18 protein-coding genes are annotated in these 19,670 nt (G+C 69.7%); 10 read left to right on the top strand and 8 right to left on the bottom strand.

Features of this window, described 5'->3' with window-relative positions; genetic code table 11:
• Positions 1-215 precede the first annotated feature (215 nt).
• Both PX701_RS17140 and PX701_RS17135 read right to left on the bottom strand, forming a co-directional pair.
• Entirely contained in the window at positions 216-461 is a 246-nt protein-coding gene (locus PX701_RS17140; RefSeq protein ID WP_275506982.1) for a hypothetical protein, read from the bottom strand.
• 487 nt (positions 462-948) lie between these two features.
• The gene (locus PX701_RS17135; RefSeq protein ID WP_231429233.1) at positions 949-1,650 is read right to left on the bottom strand and encodes a TetR/AcrR family transcriptional regulator; all 702 of its coding nucleotides are present in this window, start codon (positions 1,648-1,650) and stop codon (positions 949-951) included.
• A gap of 194 nt (positions 1,651-1,844) precedes the next feature.
• Here PX701_RS17135 and PX701_RS17130 point away from each other — a divergent pair, with 194 nt between their 5' ends.
• The 5 genes from PX701_RS17130 to PX701_RS17110 are packed head-to-tail and all read left to right on the top strand — an operon-like array spanning position 1,845 to position 8,858.
• Positions 1,845-3,551, top strand: coding sequence for an amidohydrolase (locus PX701_RS17130; RefSeq protein WP_275506981.1), 1,707 nt, complete (start codon positions 1,845-1,847; stop codon positions 3,549-3,551).
• Positions 3,552-3,570: 19 nt separating this feature from the next.
• Positions 3,571-5,220, top strand: a complete 1,650-nt coding sequence (locus PX701_RS17125; RefSeq protein WP_231429231.1) for an ABC transporter substrate-binding protein — start codon at positions 3,571-3,573, stop codon at positions 5,218-5,220.
• Entirely contained in the window at positions 5,207-6,241 is a 1,035-nt protein-coding gene (locus tag PX701_RS17120) for an ABC transporter permease (RefSeq protein WP_255679813.1), read from the top strand. Before PX701_RS17125 ends, PX701_RS17120 begins: the two co-directional genes overlap by 14 nt.
• The gene (locus PX701_RS17115; RefSeq protein ID WP_275506980.1) at positions 6,238-7,104 is read left to right on the top strand and encodes an ABC transporter permease; all 867 of its coding nucleotides are present in this window, start codon (positions 6,238-6,240) and stop codon (positions 7,102-7,104) included. Before PX701_RS17120 ends, PX701_RS17115 begins: the two co-directional genes overlap by 4 nt.
• The gene (locus PX701_RS17110; protein ID WP_275506979.1) at positions 7,101-8,858 is read left to right on the top strand and encodes a dipeptide ABC transporter ATP-binding protein; all 1,758 of its coding nucleotides are present in this window, start codon (positions 7,101-7,103) and stop codon (positions 8,856-8,858) included. Before PX701_RS17115 ends, PX701_RS17110 begins: the two co-directional genes overlap by 4 nt.
• 89 nt (positions 8,859-8,947) lie before the next feature.
• Here the strand turns inward: PX701_RS17110 and PX701_RS17105 are convergent, their stop codons facing one another.
• Positions 8,948-9,463, bottom strand: a complete 516-nt coding sequence (locus tag PX701_RS17105) for a hypothetical protein (RefSeq protein WP_231429228.1) — start codon at positions 9,461-9,463, stop codon at positions 8,948-8,950.
• A 120-nt stretch (positions 9,464-9,583) separates the two neighbouring features.
• Between PX701_RS17105 and PX701_RS17100 the strand changes: the two genes are divergently transcribed.
• Both PX701_RS17100 and PX701_RS17095 read left to right on the top strand, forming a co-directional pair.
• Positions 9,584-10,129, top strand: a complete 546-nt coding sequence (locus tag PX701_RS17100) for a peptidylprolyl isomerase (protein WP_231429227.1) — start codon at positions 9,584-9,586, stop codon at positions 10,127-10,129.
• Positions 10,130-10,136: 7 nt separating this feature from the next.
• A complete protein-coding gene (locus tag PX701_RS17095) occupies positions 10,137-11,012 on the top strand; it encodes a rhomboid family intramembrane serine protease (protein WP_231429226.1) in 876 nt (291 codons plus the stop codon).
• Positions 11,013-11,331: 319 nt separating this feature from the next.
• Here the strand turns inward: PX701_RS17095 and PX701_RS17090 are convergent, their stop codons facing one another.
• The gene (locus PX701_RS17090) at positions 11,332-11,574 is read right to left on the bottom strand and encodes a cell division protein CrgA (RefSeq protein ID WP_231429225.1); all 243 of its coding nucleotides are present in this window, start codon (positions 11,572-11,574) and stop codon (positions 11,332-11,334) included.
• A 70-nt stretch (positions 11,575-11,644) separates the two neighbouring features.
• Between PX701_RS17090 and PX701_RS17085 the strand changes: the two genes are divergently transcribed.
• The 3 genes from PX701_RS17085 to PX701_RS17075 are packed head-to-tail and all read left to right on the top strand — an operon-like array spanning position 11,645 to position 13,247.
• Positions 11,645-12,448, top strand: a complete 804-nt coding sequence (locus PX701_RS17085; RefSeq protein WP_231429224.1) for a class E sortase — start codon at positions 11,645-11,647, stop codon at positions 12,446-12,448.
• Positions 12,436-12,609: a hypothetical protein gene (locus tag PX701_RS17080; RefSeq protein ID WP_275507037.1), complete on the top strand. Its 174-nt coding sequence runs from the start codon at positions 12,436-12,438 to the stop codon at positions 12,607-12,609. The genes PX701_RS17085 and PX701_RS17080 overlap by 13 nt, the downstream gene beginning before the upstream one ends.
• Positions 12,606-13,247 carry an anthranilate synthase component II gene (locus PX701_RS17075; RefSeq protein ID WP_231429222.1) on the top strand — a complete coding sequence of 214 codons (642 nt, stop codon included), beginning with the start codon at positions 12,606-12,608 and terminating at the stop codon, positions 13,245-13,247. Before PX701_RS17080 ends, PX701_RS17075 begins: the two co-directional genes overlap by 4 nt.
• A gap of 83 nt (positions 13,248-13,330) precedes the next feature.
• Here the strand turns inward: PX701_RS17075 and pknB are convergent, their stop codons facing one another.
• From pknB to PX701_RS17055, 4 genes are all read right to left on the bottom strand, one after another.
• A complete protein-coding gene (gene pknB / locus PX701_RS17070) occupies positions 13,331-15,025 on the bottom strand; it encodes a Stk1 family PASTA domain-containing Ser/Thr kinase (RefSeq protein ID WP_275506978.1) in 1,695 nt (564 codons plus the stop codon).
• A 74-nt stretch (positions 15,026-15,099) separates the two neighbouring features.
• The gene (locus PX701_RS17065) at positions 15,100-16,827 is read right to left on the bottom strand and encodes a protein kinase domain-containing protein (RefSeq protein WP_275506977.1); all 1,728 of its coding nucleotides are present in this window, start codon (positions 16,825-16,827) and stop codon (positions 15,100-15,102) included.
• Complete coding sequence (locus PX701_RS17060) at positions 16,824-18,278, bottom strand: peptidoglycan D,D-transpeptidase FtsI family protein (RefSeq protein ID WP_231429219.1); 1,455 nt, start codon at positions 18,276-18,278, stop codon at positions 16,824-16,826. The genes PX701_RS17065 and PX701_RS17060 overlap by 4 nt, the downstream gene beginning before the upstream one ends.
• Entirely contained in the window at positions 18,275-19,609 is a 1,335-nt protein-coding gene (locus PX701_RS17055; protein ID WP_231432217.1) for an FtsW/RodA/SpoVE family cell cycle protein, read from the bottom strand. Before PX701_RS17055 ends, PX701_RS17060 begins: the two co-directional genes overlap by 4 nt.
• Positions 19,610-19,670: the final 61 nt, after the last annotated feature.

Here is a 19,670-nt window from a genome sequence, read left to right as displayed (position 1 = left end):
CCCGCAGTCCGGGAGGGCTCTGGGGGTCAGGCCGTCGGCCGCGCCGGCACGACATCGACGTTCCGGCCGAGGCCGAACCGCCGGTGACGCGCCGGCGCGTGCCGGACCGCTCGGCTGAGGCATCCCGGCCGGGCGAATGGGGGGACGGCGCCGCCGCGAGGGCGACGGCGCCGTCCGCTGGGGTGATCATCGTGCTGGCCATGGGTATCGGCCGATCACAGGTGGGGGGCGATGAGGGCGACCCGCTGGAGGTCGCCGCCACGGACCCGGTGCGCGAGGCGCGTGTTCTGCTGTCGCAGCAACACGGCGTCGTGCGAGAGGCGCTCGCTCTGACGGCGGCTCCACGCGATGAGCGCGAGGCCGGCCCGCAGGGCGATGCGCTCGTTGAGTCGGCGCGCCTGGGCGCGCATCTCGGTGGCCTGTCGCTGCGACTGGCCGAGTGCGAGAGAACTGGTGTTCACGGTGTGTCCTTCATTCAGGGTGTTGGGAGGGTGCACCGGTCGGTGCGGAGAGCGTCGCCGCGGTCGCGGCGACGTCGTCGAGGGGTGATGCGGCGACGGCGGAAACGCTGTTCCGGTCACCGGGAGGCGGCGAAGGCCGCGGACCGACGAGATGGCGGCGAGGCATCCGAGCGTCGGTCGCCCGATGCGTCGGGCATGACGGATGCTGCGGACAAGCCGCGGCTCGCACCTCGAAGGTGGCTGGCGAACGCGCTTCAGCGCGTGACGCCGGGGCGGAGAACTAGCAGGCCGGAGCGGTGAGGAGGATCACCGAGCGGCCGGCCGTGAATGCTGGCGTGAAGATGTACTTCATCATCGGGATCAACTCCTCTCTTCGTCTCCGGTGCGATTCGCACCGAGATCAGACACTAGCGGGGAACTCACGCCGACCGCAAGGCGTTTTCTCAGATTTCTCGGAAATCAGTGCAGGCCCTGAGCCCGGGTCGCGTCAGGCGAGGTCGGCGGCGGTGCGCTCGGCCGACTGGATCACGGCCTCGACACCGAGCATGAACAGCTCGCGGTCTTCCAGGTCGAGCAGTCGCGTGTTGATCGAGGTGATGAGCGGGTAGCGTCGCGGGTCGGCGAGCAGCGGCCCTTCGAACCAGGGACTCGGCGCGTCGTCGGCGATGCCGTGCTCGCGCTGCTCGCCGCGGGCCCGCGCGATGCCGGCGGCGCTCGAGAGCATGTGCGACGCGAGCAGCGCGTAGTGGCGAACGAGGTCGTCGCCGGTGAGCCCCGCACGACTGAAGCAGTCGAGCATGAACTCGATCGCGTCGAGCTCGCCGGTGCCGTGCGTCGTGAGCACGGTCGCCTCGACGCCGACCGGAGGATGGCCGGCGATCTGCTCGAGCGTGCTCGCCGCCAACTGCCGGAGCCTGCCGCGCCAGTCGTCGGCGTCGGCGGTCACCGCGAGGAGACTGCGCCGGGTGAGTTCGTCGAGCAGCGCCTGCATGAGTTGGTCTTTGTTGCGGAAGTGGCGGTAGATGGCGGTCGGGTCGGCACCGAGGTGCGCTCCGAGCTCGCGCACCGAGAGCGAGGTCGTCGAGGCGGCGGCGAGTTCGAGACCGGCCGCGATGATCGAATCGCGATCGAGCCTGGTCTTGCCGCTCGAGCCGGAGGCGTCGCGCCGTCGCGTGGTGCTCGTCGGCATCTGGGCTCCCTTCGGCTGCTGTGCCATTCATGCTGCCACGCCCGCGACCCCTGTGTCGCGAAGACCTCGCGAGCGTGGCAGCCCGCCCAGCATAACAATCGGATCAATCGTGCTGTCAACACTGTTGACAGCACGAAGGAGCCCGGGCTAATGTCACCACGTCCGACGCATTCGATGAGGAACGAGGGGCCGAGTTGCCTGTTGCCGACGTGCTGTTCACCGGCGGAGCCGTGTTCACCGGAACGGGGGAGCCCCTGCACGGGCACGCCGTCGCCGTGACGGGCGGCCGCATCGCCGCGATCGTGCCCGAGAACGAGGCATCCGCCCTCGTCGGCGAGGGCACGCGCGTCGTCGAGCTGGGCGGTGCCCTGCTCAGCCCTGGCTTCCAGGACGCGCACATCCACCCGGTCGGCGGCGGCGTCGAGCTGCTGCAGTGCAACCTGACCGAGGCCGAGAGCGCCGACGAGGCCGTCGCGACGATCGCCGCCTACGCCGAGGCCAACCCCGATGAGCCGTGGATCCTCGGCGGCGGCTGGTCGATGGACCACTTCCCGGGCGGCGCGCCCGTGCGGGGGCTGCTCGACGCGATCGTGCCCGACCGGCCCGTGCTGCTCGTCAGCCGCGACCACCACAGCGCATGGGCGAACACCCTCGCCATGCGACTCGCCGGGATCGACGCCGAGACCGCCGACCCCGTCGACGGACGGGTCGAGCGCGAGAACGACGGGCACCCTGCCGGCACCTTCCACGAAGGTGCCGCCGACCTGTTCTCCGACGTCCGGCCGGGCACCGACCCCGAGCTCGTCTACCGGGGGCTCCTGCGTGCGCAGGACGAGCTCATCACGCTCGGCATCACCGGCTGGCAGGACGCCCTCGTCGGAACGATGAGCGGCGTGCCCGACGCGCTCGACGCCTACCTGCGGGCGATCGACGAAGGCACGCTCAAGGTGCACGTCGTCGGCGCCCAGTGGTGGGAGCGCTCGCGCGGCATCGAGCAGGTCGACGAGATGATCCGCCTTCGTGAGGAGATCCGCGCCCGCGGCCACGAGGAGCGGTTCTCGCTCGCCACCACGAAGATCATGGTCGACGGCGTGGCCGAGAACCAGACCGCCGCGATGCTCACGCCCTACCGCGACGGCCACGGCCACGACACGCACAACCACGGGCTCTCGTTCGTCGACCCGGAGCTGCTCGCCGAGGCCGTCACCGCGCTCGACGCCGCCGGGCAGCAGGTGCACTTCCACGCCCTCGGCGACCGTGCGGTGCGCGAGGCGCTCGACGCGGTGGCGGCGGCACGCCAAGCGAACGGGCCGAGCGACGGCCGGCACCACCTCGCGCACCTGCAGATCGTGGCCGAGGCAGAGACCGCCCGGTTCGCCGAGCTCGACGCGATCGCGAACATCCAGGCGCTCTGGGCGACCCACGAGGACCAGATCGACGAGCTCACCCTGCCCTTCCTGCAGGAAGGCCAGGAGGCGCGCCAGTACCCGTTCGGCGAGCTCGTCGCGCGCGGGGCACGACTCGCGGGCGGCAGCGACTGGCCCGTGTCGACGGCCGACCCGATGGCCGAGATCCACATCGCCGTCACGCGCGTCGCCCCCGGCATCGACGCCGAACCGCTCGGCGGTGCGCACCAACGGCTCGACCTCGCGACCGCGCTGGCCGCGTACACGTCGGGGACCGCGTACGTGAACCACCGCGACCACGACACCGGGCACATCCGCGAGGGCTACCTCGCGAACCTCGTCGTGCTCGAACCCGATCCCTTCACCGTTCCCGCCGAGGACCTCCACCGCACCACGGTGGCCTCGACGTGGATCGAGGGCGAACCGGTCTACTCCCGACAGGCCGATGCCCTGCCCGGCACCACCCCTTCCACCGAACCGTCCCTCACCGCCTGACCCCGAGGAGGCCCCTCCGATGTCCAACTTCCGAACCCCCGCCGGCCGGCGCAGCGTCGCGCTCGTCGCCGGCGCCGCGGCAGCGCTCCTGGCGCTGACCGGCTGCACCGCCGACTCATCCGACGAGGAGCCCACCGGCGCCGACTGGGAGATCACCGACACGACGCCGGCGCCGTCGGGCGACATCGACTCGTTCAGCTGGGCCAGCTACGCCGAGCCGTACTCGCTCGACTACGCCTACGCGTTCGACTACGCCGACAACCAGGTGCTGTCGAACGTCTGCGAGTCGCTGCTGCGGCTCAACCCCGACTACACGCTCTCGCCGGGCCTCGCCGAGTCGTACGAGCAGACGAGCGACCTCACGTGGGTCTACAAGATCCGTGAGGGCGTCACCTTCCACGACGGCAGCCCGCTGACGGCGGCCGACGTCGTCGCGTCGATGAACCGCATCATCGACCCGGCGGTCGGCTCGTCGTGGTACTCGGTGTACCAGAACGTCGCATCGATCGAGCAGACGGGCGACATGGAGGTCACCGTCACGACGACGATTCCCGACTCGCAGTTCAACCAGGGCCTCGGCGGCTCGGCCGGCGTCATCGAATCGGCGAAGACGCTCGGCGAGAAGGGCGCCGACTACGGCAACTCGACCGGCCTGGTGAACTGCACGGGCCCCTTCGAGATCAGCGAGTGGAAGTCGGGCGAGTCGATCACGCTCAGCCGCTACGACGACTACTGGGACGACTCGCTGAAGGCGAAGGCCGGCGAGGTCGAGATCGTCTTCATGAACGACTCGACCGCGCGCACGAACGCGCTCAAGTCGGGCGATGTCGACGGCGGCTACATGCTGCCGGTCGACGCGATCGACCAGCTGCGCGACTCCGACAACGGCGATGTGTACTTCGGCCTCACCTCGGCGGTGTCGAGCCTCATCGTCTCGAACCTCGAGGGACCGCTCGGCGACCAGCGCGTGCGCCAGGCCCTGCTCATGGCGCTCGACCGCGAGGGCATCCTGGATGCCGCGGCGAAGGGCTATGGCGAGGTGACGAATGCGCTGACCACCGAATCGGTCTGGACCGGTGCGACGGACGCGACTCGCGACGAGGCGTTCAGTGGGCTCGAGGAGTACCCGAACGACCTCGAGGCCGCCAAGAAGCTCGTCGAGGAGGCGGGGGCGACCGGTGAGAAGATCACCTTCGCGACTGCGCCGATCGGCAACGACTTCAATGTGATCTCTCAGGCGACGGTCGCGGCGGCGCAGTCGATCGGCCTCGAGGCCGAGATCGAGACGGTCACGCCGAACGCCTACACCGCGCTCTTCAGCGACCCGAGCGCTCGCGAGGGCATCGACATGTTCTACACGGTCTGGTACCTCTCGAGCCCCGACCCGCTGGAGATGTACGGCGTGCTGCGCACCGGTGAGTTCAGCAACTACGGCAACTGGTCCGACCCCGAGTACGACGAGATCGCCACGCAGGCGGTCGGCACGTTCGACTCGGAGGAGCGTGCGAAGCTCACGAGCGAGCTGCAGCACATCGCGAACGAGCAGCTGCCGTGGCTGCCGCTCTACACCGGACCGATGACGATGTTCATGAGCGACCGCATCACCGGCGCCTCGCCGTCGATCGCGTTCCTGTACTACCCGTGGGCGGCGACCATTGGCGCTCGATAGTTCCACCAAGGCGGTCGCCGCGCAGCGCGCGGCGGCCGCCGGCCCCCACCGCGGCGGCCACGCCGCCGCCACCGTGCGTCGCGTCGCGGGCAAGCTCGGCAGCCTTGCGCTGACGCTCTTCCTCGCGTCGCTGCTCGTGTTCTTCTCGCGGTTCCTCGTGCCGGGCGACCCGGTGAGCTTCCTGCTTCGCGGCCGCAAGCCGAGCCCCGAGGCGATCGCCCAGGTCACGGCGCAGTACGGCCTCGACCTGCCGCCGTGGCAGCAGTACCTGAACTGGCTGTTCGGCGCCCTGCAGGGCGACTGGGGGCGTTCGCTGCAGTACCGCCAGGACGTCTCCACCGTGATCGGGGAGCGCCTGCCCGTGACGCTCATGCTCGTCGTCATGGCGGGCATCCTCATCGCGATCGTGGGCCTCAGCGCCGGCATCGTCGCGTCGCTCAACAAGGGCAGGGTGCTCGACCGGGCGACGCTCATCGGCCTGACCGTGCTCAGCGCGATCCCCTCGTTCGTCGGTTCGATCGTGCTCATCGCGGTGTTCGCCGTGCAGCTCGGATGGTTCCCCACGTTCGGATCGGGCGAGGGGTTCGCCGACACCGTGTACCACCTCGTGCTGCCCTCGATCGCACTCGCGATCGTCTTCGTCGTGCTCGTCGGCAAGGTCACCCGTTCGTCGATGGTCGAGCAGCTCGGCCGCGAGCACGTCGAGGTCGCCACGAGCCGCGGGCTCAAGCGCGGAACCGTCATCCGCCGGCACGTCTTCCGCAACTCGCTCGGACCGATCCTCACCGTGAGCGGCATCCTCGTCGCCGGCCTGATCGTGGCCTCGACGATCGTCGAGGCGGCGTTCGGCATCGCCGGCATCGGTTCCCTGCTCGTGGCCTCGGTCGACCGCCTCGACTTCCCGGTCGTGCAGGCGATCGTGATGCTCGTCGTGACCACCTTCGTCGTCGTGAACGCGATCATCGACATCGCCGAACCCCTCATCGACCCGCGATCCGCGGCAGGAGCCAGTGCCAGATGACCGTCTCGAACAACACCCTCGCCGTCGAGGTGATGCGGGCCCCGAAGCTGAAGCCCGCGAACGCGACCTTCGGCATCGCCATCGGCGTCATCTCGGTGATGACCCTCGCCGCGATCTTCGCGCCGTTCATCGCGCCGTACCCGCCCGACCAGCTCGACTTCGCCGCGGTCAACGCGCCGCCGAGCCCCGAGCACTGGCTCGGCACCGACGGCCTCGGCCGTGACCTCCTGAGCCGGCTCATCTTCGGCGCTCGCACCGCGCTGCTCGGCCCGCTGCTCGTCGTCATCGGGTCGACCGTCGTCGGCATGCTGCTCGGCCTCATCGCCGGATGGCGCGGCGGTTGGATCGACGCGGTGCTCGGCCGCGTCTTCGACGTGCTCTTCGCCTTCCCGTCGCTGCTGCTCGCGATCGTGGCGGTGGCGCTCTTCGGCAAGGGCCTCGTCGCCCCGGTCATCGCGATGAGCATCGCGTATGCACCGTTCGTCGCCCGGCTCACGCGTGCGCTCATCAAGGCCGAGCGCACCCGACCCTACGTCGCGGCCTACCGCGTGCAGGGCTTCAGCGGCCCCTGGATCGCGCTGCGCCGCGTGCTGCCGAACGTGACCCCGATCGTGGGCGCGCAGTCGACCCTGAACTTCGGGTACGTGCTCGCCGAGCTCGCCGGCCTGTCGTTCCTCGGCCTCGGCGTGCAACCGCCGACACCCGACTGGGGCGCCATGATCAACGAGGCCCAGGCGGGCATCGTCGGCGGCCACTTCCTGCCCGCGCTCGAGCCGGCCGTCTGCGTCGTGCTCGTCGTCGTGGCGTTCAACATCATCGGAGAAGAGCTCTCCGACCGCATCGGAGGCGAGATCCCCGCATGAGCCTGCTCGACATCTCCGACCTGACGCTCGACCTGCCGAACGGCACCAGGCTGCTCGACGGGATCTCGCTCGGCGTCGAAGCCGGTGAGACCGTCGGCCTCGTGGGCGAGTCGGGCTCGGGCAAGTCGCTCACGGCGCGCACCGTGCTCGGCCTGACCCCCGACGGGTCGGCCCTCGGCGGGCGCGTGCTCGTCGACGGCCGCGACCTCGTGGCCGCCGGCAGGCGCGACGTGCTCGACGTGCGCCGCCACGCGGCTGCGATGATCTTCCAGGACCCCCGCGCCGGCATCAACCCGATGCGCACCATCGGCGACCACATGACCGAGACGCTTCGCCTGTGCGAGGGCAAGTCCGAGTCGGAGGCGAGGGCGCGCGCGATCGAGCTGCTCGCCGCCGTGCGACTGCCTCGCCCCGAGGACCACCTCAAGCAGTACCCGCACGAGTTCTCGGGCGGCATGCTGCAGCGCGTCATGATCGCCGGTGCGCTCACGAGCTCGCCGAAGCTGCTCGTGTGCGACGAGCCGACCACCGCCCTCGACGTGACCACGCAGGCCGAGATCATCCGCGTGCTCGTCGAGCAGCGGGCGAGCCGGGGCATGGGCATGCTCTTCATCACCCACGACCTGAACCTCGCGGCGTCGATCTGCGATCGTGTCGTCGTCATGAGCAAGGGTCGCGTCGAGGAGACGGGTGACGCGCGACGGGTGTTCAGCGCACCGCAGGCGGACTACACGAAGCGGCTCGTCGCCGCGACCCCCACGGTCACCGGGTCCGCCGGGCCGGTCATCGAGATCCGGGATGCCTCGGCGCCCGCGACCTCGCCCGTCGACGCCCCCGGGGGTGACGCGGCAGGTCCGGTTCCCGAGCCGGTCGCGGCTCCGACGCCGCTCGAGCGCCCGGACGAGGCATCCGCCATCACTGTGGCTGCGGCGCCAGCGGACGACGAGCCGATGCTCGCCGTGGCGGGGGTCTCGAAGACGTACGACCTGCGGGGCAAGCCGCCGGTGCACGCGGTCGCGTCGACCGACCTGCGACTCGCCCGCGGGCGAGCGCTCGCGGTCGTCGGCGAGTCGGGCTCGGGCAAGTCGACGCTCGCGCGCATGATCGTCGGCCTCGAAGAGCCCGACACCGGTGAGATCAGGGTCGCCGGTCGCGACCGCACGATCGTGCCGAAGTCGCGGCAGGAGCGCATCGCGCACGCGCGCAGCGTGCAGATGGTGTTCCAGGACCCGTACCTCTCGTTGGATCCGCGGATCACGGCGGGCCGCGCCATCGAAGACGCGCTGCGGCTGCACACCGAGCTGTCGACGACCGGCGCCCGTGCCCGGGTGGTCGAACTGCTGGAGCAGGTGGGTCTCGGGGCGCAGCACGCGCAGGCGCGTCCGCGCACGCTCTCGGGCGGCCAGCGCCAGCGCGTGGCGATCGCGCGCGCGCTCGCGATCGAGCCCGACGTGCTCGTCATGGACGAGGCGACGAGCGCGCTCGACGTGTCGGTGCAGGCGCAGGTGCTCGACCTCGTCGCACGCATCCGCGAGGAGCGCGGCCTCACGCTGCTGTTCATCAGCCACGACCTCGCCGTCGTACGCCGAGTCTGCGAAGAGACCGTCGTCATGCGCTACGGAGAGATCGTCGAGCGCGGCAGCACCGTCGAACTCCTCGCCGCACCGCAGCACCCCTACACGCAGCTGCTCATCGACTCGGTGCCGAAGCCCGAATGGGCGCCGGAGCCGCGACGCGCCGAGGCATCCGCCTGATCTCTTGCGGTCGGTCACCGTGGTGACCCGCCCCCGTCATGCGAAACGGCCCCGCTCGTGCGGGGCCGTTTCGTCGTGCGATGCCGGGCTCAGCCCTGGCTCGTGGGACCGCTCGGCTCGTCGTCGGCGACCCAGAGCTCGTCGTCGGCGCGGAAGGTCTGCCAGACGGCATAGGCGACGCCCGCGGCGGCCACCACGCCGGCGCCGATCGCGAGCCAGGTGCCGACGCCAGGGCCCTTCTTCTGCTCGACCACGACGGCCGCCCGCGGCGAGACGCGCTCGAGGGCGCGTCGCACGCGAGCGTCGTTGGCGATGTCGCCGATCGACAGGACCGAGCCCAGGGCGGTGCCGAGCCCGCGCTCGACCGAGTCGCCGGCCGACCTGGCGTAGCGGCCCGCCTGCTGGACTCCGGGTCGGACGTAGCTCTCGTACCCGGTGCGCACCCGCGGAACGACCTCTTCGCGGGTCAGGTGCCCGAGCTGTCGGCTGGCCTCGCGAGCGACGGCATTGGCGTGCTCGAGCACGTGCTGCTGGTTCCCCCAGAGTTCCTCCGCACTGCTGCGCAGCCGCTTGAGTTCCTTCCGGCGCTTGCGTGACAGGCTCATCTCGACCTCCATCGTCAGTACAGCGAACGTTTCCATCTTGCCACCGAACCGGCTGGAAACGGGGTGGGAGTCGCAATACGGCATGCCGCTTGACGAACCTGCGCATGACAGAATATGAGGATGCCGATTCACACCGCCGTCGCGACGATCAACACCAACCACGGCCCCATCAAGGTCGACCTCTACGGAGACCACGCCCCGAAGACCGTCAAGAACTTCGTCGGCCTCGCCACGGGTGAGATCGAGTGGACGCATCCGGCCACCGGCCAGAAGACGACCGACCCGCTCTACGACGGGGTCATCTTCCACCGCATCATCCCCGGCTTCATGATCCAGGGCGGCGACCCGCTCGGTCAGGGCGTCGGCGGCCCCGGCTACCAGTTCGACGACGAGATCAACCCCGAGCTCGACTTCACCGAGCCCTACGTGCTCGCCATGGCGAACGCCGGCCGCGACCGCATCACGGGCGGCGGCACCAACGGCTCGCAGTTCTTCATCACCGTCGGCCCGACCACCTGGCTGCAGGGCAAGCACACCATCTTCGGCAAGGTGACCGACGCGGCCAGCCAGGCCGTCGTCGACAAGCTCGCCTCGGTCGCCACCGACGGCCGCGACAAGCCCCTCGACGACGTCGTCATCGAGAACATCACCGTCGAACAGGTCTGATCCAGCGGTGAGCACCGTGCCTTCGGCCGGCTCCGGGGCGGCCGATCGGTCGAACTTCTGCTATCGGCACCCCGATCGGCAGAGCTACGTGCTGTGCCAGCGCTGCGGTCGCACCATCTGCCCCGAATGCATGACGCAGGGCGCCGTCGGCGTCATCTGCCCCGAGTGCATGCGCGAGCAGCGCGCGAGCGCGCCCCGCACCAAGCCGGCCGTGCTCACGCGCGCCCGTGCTGCGGCGGGCCGCGGAGCGCCCATCGTGACGTATGCCCTCATCGGCATCACGCTCGCCGTCTACGTGCTGCAGCTCATTCCGGGGCTCGCCGTCACTGAGCGGCTGCTCTACGCCGGCGTGTACTCGATACCCGGCAACCTCGAGCCCTGGCGCATGCTGACCTCGGTCTTCGTGCACTCGACCGGGCTCATCTTCCACGTGCTGCTGAACATGTACACGTTGTGGATCTTCGGCCAGTTGCTCGAGGGGTTGCTCGGCCGCTGGCGGTTCCTCGCCCTCTACCTGATCGCCGGGCTCGGCGGCTCGGTCGGCGTGCTCTGGCTCTCCGACCCGCGCGTCGGCGTCGTCGGCGCCTCCGGCGCCATCTTCGGGCTCATGGGCGCGTTCCTGGTCATCCAGCGCCGGCTCGGCGGGCAGACGACGCAGCTGTTCATCCTGCTCGGCATCAACCTCGTGATCGGGTTCGTGCCCGGATTCAACGTCGCCTGGCAGGCCCACCTCGGCGGACTCGTGACCGGCGCCCTCGTCGGCCTCATCTACGTGGAGACGCGCAAGCGGTCGCAGCAGACGCTGCAGGTGTGGCTGCTGATCGCGCTCGTCGTCGTGCTGCTCGTGCTCAGCCTGCGTTACGTCTTCTTCCCGGTCTTCTGACTCGACGCCGCGGTCTTCGTGCCGCGCTCGCGTTGAACCCCCTCGCGGTTATCCACAATTCTCTCCACAGCTGTTGAGAGTTACACGTGTGTAATTGTCCGCACTTCAGTGGACGGGCGGACTTCGGAGATCTCCACATCTGTGGATAACCGTGGGAAACCTGTGGACAGTGCTGAGGATGAGCGGTGGACGGCATGTGGGAAACGGCCCACCACGCGGAGTCGCTCCTGACTGGCGCCGCAGCGCCCCGGGGCCGCACCGACATGCGGAAAGGGCGGATGCCGAAGCATCCGCCCTTTCCGGTCGAAGCGAGCCGGCGTCAGCGCCAGCGGGTGGTCATGAGGAAGCCGACGAAGGCGATGCCGAAGCCGATGAGGATGTTCCACGAGCCGAGATCGGCGATGGGGAAGCGGCCCTGGCTGACGTAGAACACGATGATCCAGGCGAGCCCGAGCAGCATGAAGCCGAACATGACGGGCTTGAACCACACCGGGTTCGGTGCCTCCTCGCCGTTCGCCGCGGCCTCGGCGCGCGCCGGCTTCGTTGATTTCGTACGTGCCATGGGCTGATTCTAGCCGAGGCGCATGCATGCTCGCAGCGAGCTCACGTCCTGGCGGAATAGAATCGCCGTTATGTCTGAGTCGCAGCCCGACGGCCGGCGTGCCGCGCGACGCGCGACGCGCGATCGGCACCGCGTCAGCGTGGTCGGCGTGCTCGGCGAGCTGCTGCTCACGGCGGGCGTGCTGATCCTGCTGTTCCTCGGCTGGCAGCTGTGGTGGAACGACGCGATCATGAACACCCAGCAGTCGCAGGCGGCCGGTGAGCAGAGCGCCGAATGGGCCGAAGCGTCGAAGGCCGAGCGCGGAGGAACGCCGCCCCCGGCGACGCCCGACCCCGGCGAGCCCGTCGTCGACACCACGGAGTACGGCAACGGCGAGGCGTTCGCGGTCATGTACGTGCCGCGCTTCGACAGCGAGGGCACGCACGACTCGGTGCGCAACATCGCGGAGGGCTACGGGCTCGACGTGCTCAACAGCTTCGACCTCGGCATCGGCCACTACCCCGGCACCCAGATGCCCGGCGAGGTCGGCAACTTCGCGATCGCGTCGCACCGCAGCGCGTACGGGGGCGGCATGCACGAGATCGAGCAGCTGCAGCTCGGCGACGCGATCTACATCCAGACGAAGGACGGCTGGTACACGTACCGGTTCCGCGACTTCGAGTACGTCACGCCGGCCACCACCGGGGTGCTGGCCGCAGTGCCGCACCATCCCGAGCTTCAGCCGACCGACCGCATCATCACGCTCACGAGCTGCAACCCGCTCTACTCGACGGCCGAGCGCATCATCGCGTACGGCGTGCTCGAGTCGTGGCAGCCGGGCGCCGACAACCCGCCCGCCGAGATCGCCTCGGTCGTCGCCGAATGGGGGAACTGAGCATGTACGGCGCGCTCTGGCGCATCCTTCCCGGACCGGCGTGGCTGCGAGTCATCCTGCTGCTGGTCCTCGCCGCAGCGGTCGTCTACGCGCTCTTCACGTGGGTGTTCCCCTGGGTCGACTCGATCCTCAACCCGATCAACGTCACGGTGGAAGAATGACCCGCATCCTCGTCATCGACAACTACGACAGCTTCGTCTACACGCTCAACGGCTACCTGCGCGAGCTCGGCGCGGAGACCGAGGTCGTGCGCAACGACGACTTCGGCGCCGCCGAGGTGCCCGCTCGCATCGCCGACTACGACGGCGTGCTCGTCTCGCCCGGCCCGGGCAAGCCGTCCGACGCGGGCGTGTCGATCGCGGTCGTCGAAGCCGCGCTCGCGGGCGGTCGGCCGCTGCTGGGCGTCTGCCTCGGCCATCAGGCGATCGCCGAGGCGTTCGGCGGTGTCGTCACCAACGCCGAAGAGCTCATGCACGGCAAGACCTCGCGGATCGAGCACGACGGCAGCCCGTTCTACGAGGGCGTGCCGCAGCCGTTCACGGCGACGCGCTATCACTCGCTCGCCGTGGTCGACGGCACGCTTCCGCCGTCGCTCGTCGTCACGAGTCGCACGCAGGGCGGCGTGATCATGGGGCTCCGCCACGTCGAGGCGCCCATCTTCGGCGTGCAGTTCCACCCCGAGTCGGTGCTCACCGAGGGTGGGTACCGCATGCTCGGCAACTGGCTCGCGGTCGCGGGCCTGCCCGAGGCGCGAGCTCGCGCCGAGCACCTGAGCCCGCTGGTGCGCGCGAGCGCCTGACGGCGAGGCGCGCCCGGGCCGGCACCCACCACGCTCCGGCAGGTGAGTTCGCCGAAGGCTCGCTGCTACCGCTCAGCCGAGGCTCAGCCCGCGCAGTAGGTCAGCTCGACCTCCGAGCCCTGCGGCACCTCGCCCGGCGCGAGCGACTGATGCGTGATGGGGGAGCCGGGCTCGGTGGGGCACGACGTGTCCTGGACCGGGGTGACGTTCAGTTGGCGGTCGTCGGCGGTGAGCAGGCCGACCGCGGCGTCGAGGGAGACGCCGATCACGTCGACCATCTCGACCTTGCCGTTCGACAGCGTGAACTCGACGGTCGAACCCTGTTCGACCGCCTTTCCGGCCTCGGGAATCGTGGAGAGCACGACGTCGGCCGCGACGGTCGCCGAGTTGACGCGCGTCTCCTTGCCGGGCTTCAGCCCGGCCGCTTCGAGCGCCTTCTTCGCCTCCTCGAGCGACATGTTGACGGTGTCGGGCACCTTCACGGCTTCGCGTCCCGTCGAGACGTAGACGGTGATCGCCTGCCCCGCGTTGACGATCTCACCCTCAGCGGGCTCGGTGCCGATCACCTGGTCGGCCGGGACGGTCTCGTCCGTCTGGTCGACCTCGGTCGCGGGCAGCCCGAGCTTCTGCAGCTCCTCGACCGCCTGCTCGTAGGTCATGCCCGCGACGGCAGGCACCTTGCGCGCGCTCGAGGGGATCTCCTCGGTCGGCTGCAGATTGAACGCCCAGTACATCACCGCGATGACGATGACGATGACGCCGATGATGCCCGACCAGATCCAGATCGCCGGAGGGCGACGCTGGGTGCGCGACATGGTCTCGTCCTCGGTGAGCTGCCGCAGGGCGAGCTCCGAGCTCGAGAGCGACGCGGTCGGCGCGCCGAACAGCATCGTTGCCTGGTCGGGCTCACGATGCACCGGCACCCGACCGGATGCCGCGGTGTCGACGTCCGCGCGGAACTCCACCGCCGTCTGGTAGCGCTGGTCGCGGTTCTTCGCAAGGGCTCGCATGACGACCGCGTCGAGCGCCGGCGAGACCTTCGGGTTGATCACGCTCGGCTTGACCGGCCGCTCGCTCACGTGCTGGTAGGCGACCGCGACGGGCGTGTCACCGCGGAACGGCGGCCGCCCGGTGAGCAGCTCGAAGAGCACGACGCCCGTCGAGTAGAGGTCGGTGCGGGCATCGACCGTCTCGCCCTTCGCCTGCTCGGGTGAGAAGTACGACGCCGTTCCGAGGATCGCCGTCGTCTGGGCGACCGTCGTCGACGAGTCCGAGACCGCCCGGGCGATGCCGAAGTCCATGACCTTGACCTGGCCGGTCGTCGTGATCATGATGTTGCCCGGCTTGATGTCGCGGTGCACGACGCCCGCCCGGTGCGAGTACTCGAGCGCCGTGAGCACGCCGTCGATGACCCTCACGGCCGCGGCCGGCTCGAGCGGGCCGTCGTGGATGATGTCCTTGAGCAGGCGCCCCTCGACGAACTCCATCACGATGAACGGCAGCTGCACCTCGTGGCCGGAGGCATCGACCACCGTCTCTTCGCCGGCGTCGAACACCCGCACGATCGTGGGGTGCGCCATGCGAGCGGCCGACTGCGCCTCCTGGCGGAACCGCATGCGGAACGCCGGGTCGGTCGCGAGCTGGGGCTTCAGCAGCTTGACGGCGACCTGGCGGCCGAGCCGGGTATCGGTGCCGACGTGCACGTCGGACATGCCGCCGCGCCCGATGAGCGCGCCCACGCGGTAACGCCCGGCGAGGACGCGTCCTTCATCGTTCACGGTGTGCGGCTCCCTTCAGGCGGCTCGGCCGTTCGTCTCTACTGGCTACTGGTTGCGGATGCCTCGGCGCGGCGTCAGCCGCCGGTGCCGAGCTCGGTCGTGTCGGGGCCCTGGACGTCGGGAACCGCGACCTGCGTCGAACCTGCCGGCGATGCCGGCGAACTGAGGTCATCGCAGAAGTACACGTACGTGACCTTGATCGTCGACTTGTCGGCTGCATCGGCGTTCGCCGTCATGGTGGTGTCGGTGACGTCAGGGCGGAACTGTAGTTGCGGTGCGGTGACCGGGCCATCGACAGTGAGGGAGTATCCCGACACGGTTCGTCCCGCTGGGCATTGCGCAGCGTCCCACGAGACCGCGAACTCTTCGCCGGGCGCGACCGTTTCGGGCAGCGTCGGAGCCGCAGGGGCCGCCGGCTGCTCGACATCGGTGTAGTAGGTGATCGTCACCGAGGACCCGATCGGTACGGGACCGGTCGGGTTGACGTCGTAAACAAGGCCGACCTGGTCGGCCTTCATCGCAGCGTTGCCCGGCTGCGCGTTCGCGACCATACCGAGGTCGACGAGCTTGGCGCTCGCATCGTCCTTCGAGAGGCCGACGAAGTCGGCCGCGTTGATCTGCGCCGTCGTCGGGGCCTCGCTGGTGGGCGGGGGTGTGTCGGTCGGCGTCTGCGACTGCGTGGTCGCCGGCGTCTTCGTCGACGAGGTCTTCACCGGGTCCTTCTGGCCCGAGTTCAGAGCGAGCGCGATGATCGTGCCGATCAGCACGATCGCGAGCAGCGCGATGAGCACGATGAGCGGCCACGTCCACGGGCTGCGCTTCTTCTTCTCGCCCTCTTCTTCGCCCTCGAGCTCGCCGTCGGGCGCAGCTGTGGGCAGCACCGTCGTCGCGGCGGTCGCACCGGCCTGCGGCAGGAGCATCGTGGCCGCCGTGAGGCCGGCCGCGCCGAGCACGGCGGGCACCGCCGCCGCCGCGCCCTGCACGTCGCCGCGACGCAGGGCGGTCGCCGCCCGCGCGAGGTGCGCGGCCGACTGCGGACGGTCGGCCGGGTTCTTCGCGATGCACGAGTAGACGAGATTGCGCACCGGCTCGGACACCGTGACGGGGAGGTCGGGCGGCGTCTCGTTGATCTGCGCCATCGCGATCGCGACCTGCGACTCACCGGTGAACGGACGGCGACCCGCGAGCGCCTCGTACGCGACGATGCCGAGCGAGTAGATGTCGGTCGTCGGCGACGCCGGGTGACCCGACGCCTGCTCGGGCGAGAGGTACTGCACCGTGCCCATGACCTGGCCGGTCGCGGTGAGCGGCACCTGGTCGGCGATGCGCGCGATGCCGAAGTCGGTGATCTTCACGCGTCCGTCGGGCGTGATGAGCAGGTTGCCGGGCTTGATGTCGCGGTGCACGAGGCCCGCCGCGTGCGCGGCCTGCAGCGCCGCCGCGGTCTGCGCCACGATGTCGAGGACCTTGTCGGTCGAGAGCACGTGCTCGCGCTCGAGGATCGTCGACAGCGCCTCGCCGGGCACGAGCTCCATGACGAGGTAGGCGCTGCCCTCTTCCTCGCCGTAGTCGAAGACGTTCGCGATGCCCTCGTGGTTGACGAGCGCGGCGTGACGGGCCTCGGCGCGGAAGCGCTCGAGGAACCCGGGGTCGCCGAGGTACTCGTCCTTGAGGATCTTGATGGCGACCTGTCGGCCGATCACGAGGTCGGTGGCCTGCCACACCTCGCCCATCCCGCCGATCGCGATGCGGGATTGCAGTTCGTAGCGCCCCCCGAAGGTGAGCCCTGCGCTCGGTCTCATTTGTTCAGCACCGCCTCTAGTACCTGCTTTGCAATAGGTGCGGCAATCAGGTTGCCGTACCCCTCCTGGCCCATTCCTCCGCCGTCTTCCACGAGTACCGTGATCGCGTACTGAGGGTCGTCGGCGGGGGCGAATCCGGTGAACCACAAGGTATACGGGTCATCCTCGCCGTTCTCCGCAGTTCCGGTCTTACCGGCCACGCTGACGCCGTCTATTCTTGCATTACTCGCGGCCCCGTTCTCGACGCCGTTGACCATCATCTGCACCATTGTGCGCGCCGTCTCCTCGCTGATCGCGCGGCCGAACTCGGTCGCCTGGAACTCCTGCAGCGGGCGGAAGTCGGGGGCCGTGATCTGGTCGACGAGATTCGGGTTCATCACGATGCCGCCGTTCGCGATCGCGGCCGACACCATCGCCATCTGCATGGGCGTCGCGCGGACGCTGCCCTGGCCGAACGCGCTGAGCGCCGTCTGCGCGTCGTCGAGGCCCTTCGGGTAGACGCTCGGCTCGGTCTCCGTCGGGATCGCGAACTCGTGGTCGAAGCCGAACTTCTCGGCCTGGTCGCGGATCGCGTTGTCGCCGAGCTCCACGCCGAGCTCCGCGAACGGGATGTTGCACGAGAGCCGGAGCGCGTCGGCGAGCGTGACCGTGGCACCCGGACCGCACGTGCCGCCGCCCGAGTTGCGCACGACCGACGACGAGCCGGGCAGGGTGTATTCGCCCGGGTTCGGGAAGGTCGACTCGGGCGTGTACTTGCCCGACTCGAGCGCCGCCGCCGTCACGACGAGCTTGAACACCGAGCCGGGCGGGTTCATGTCGCCGCCGGTGGCGCGGTTGTAGAGCGGATCGCTGGGGTCCTCGACGAGCGCGTTGTACGTCTCGAGCACCTGCTCGCCGTCGTGCACCGCGAGGGCGTTCGGGTCGTAGGTCGGCTTCGTGACCATCGCGAGGATGCGTCCGGTCGAGGGTTCGGTGACGATGACGGCGCCCGTGTAGTCGCCGAGCGCGTCCCACGCGGCCTGCTGCGCGACCGCGTCGATCGCGACCTCGACCGAGGCGCCCATCGGGTCCTGTCCGGAGATGAGGCGGTTGAGCTGGTCGAAGAACTGGCTCGACGACTGGCCGCTGAGGTAGTCGTTGAGCGAGCGCTCGAGGCCGGTCGCCTCGCCGTTGACCGGGATGTACCCCGTCACCGGGGCGTACAGCGGCCCGTTCGAGTAGACCCGCTGGAACCGGTAGAAGTCGTTCGACGGTTCCGAGAAGGCGATCGGGTCGCCCTTCACGAGGATGGGCCCTCGCTCGACCGAATAGCTCTCGTACAGTGTGCGCGAGTTGCGCGGGTCGGCGGCGAGCGAGTCGGCCTGGACGAACTGGATGATCGTCGACGACACCAGCAGCGTCAGGAACATGGCGAGTGCGAGCACCGAGACCCGCTTGAGTTCGCGGTTCATCCGTCGATCACCAGCCTCGGATGGTTGCGGACCGTATCGGACAGGCGCAGCAGCAGGGCCACGATCATCCAGTTGGCGACGAGCGACGAGCCGCCGGCCGCGAGGAACGGCGTCGTGAGGCCGGTCAGCGGGATGACGCGGGTGACGCCGCCCACGACGATGAAGACCTGCAGTGCGACGACGAACGCGAGGCCGACGCCGAGCAGCTTGCCGAAGTCGTCCTGCCCGGCGAACCCGATGCGGAAGCCGCGGGCCACGAAGAGCAGGTAGAGCGAGAGGATCGCGAAGATGCCGGCCAGCCCGAGCTCCTCGCCGAGCGAGGCCATGATGTAGTCGCTCTGCGCGACCGGGGTGATGTCGGGCCGGCCCTGGCCCCAGCCCGTGCCGATGAGTCCGCCGTTCGCGAGCCCGAACAGGCCCTGCACGAGCTGGTAGCTGCCGCCGATCTCGGCGCTGAACCGGTCGTCGGCGAACGGGTCGAGCCAGTTCGCGAAGCGGTTGCCCACGTAGCCGAGCGTCTGGCTCGCGATGATCGCGCCGGCGAAGAAGAGCGAGAGGCCGAGCACGACCCACGAGATGCGGCTCGTCGCGACGTAGAGCATGACGAGGAAGAGCCCGAAGTAGAGCAGGGCGGTGCCGAGGTCGCGCTGGAACACGATGACCGCCATCGAGAGCGCCCAGACGACGAGCAGCGGGCCGAGGTCGCGGGCCCGGGGGAACTTCATGCCGAGGAACTTCGTGCCCACCATCGACAGGGAGTCGCGGTTGCGCACGAGGTAGCCGGCGAAGAACACCGCGAGGGCGATCTTCGCGATCTCACCGGGCTGGAAGGTGGCGATGTCGCCGATGCCGATCCACACCCGTGCGCCGTACACCTCGCGGCCGAGACCCGGGATGAGCGGAAGGAGCAGCAGCACGATGGCCGCGAGCCCGGAGACGTACATGTACTTGAACAGGACCCGGTGGTTGCGGATCACCATGATCACCACGATCGCGGCGATGATCGCGATCGCGCTCCACGCGATCTGGCGCACCGCAGCGCTCTCCCAGCCCGCCTCGTTGTTCGCGATGTCGATGCGGTAGATCATCGCGATGCCGAGGCCGTTGAGCACGGTCGCGATCGGCAGCAGGAACGGGTCGGCGTCGCGTGCGACGAACCGCATCGCGAAGTGCAGGCCGAACACGAGCAGCGAGAGCCCGGCGCCGAGCAGTACGAGCTGGGTGTCGACGCGGCCGAGCGCCCCGAGCTGCACGAGCACGATCGCGGACGCGTTGATGACGCAGGCCACGGCGAGCAGCCAGAACTCGAGGTTGCGCAGCTTCTGCGGCATCCGGATTCTGCGGACCCCGCTGGGCGGGGTCGTCGGCTTGGCGGGCGTGCCGCCGTCGCCG

This window comes from Agromyces chromiiresistens, from assembly GCF_029167465.1.
Classification (GTDB): domain Bacteria; phylum Actinomycetota; class Actinomycetes; order Actinomycetales; family Microbacteriaceae; genus Agromyces; species Agromyces chromiiresistens.
Note: the sequence above shows the minus strand (reverse complement) of the source record. Positions and strands in the feature narration are given on the sequence as shown.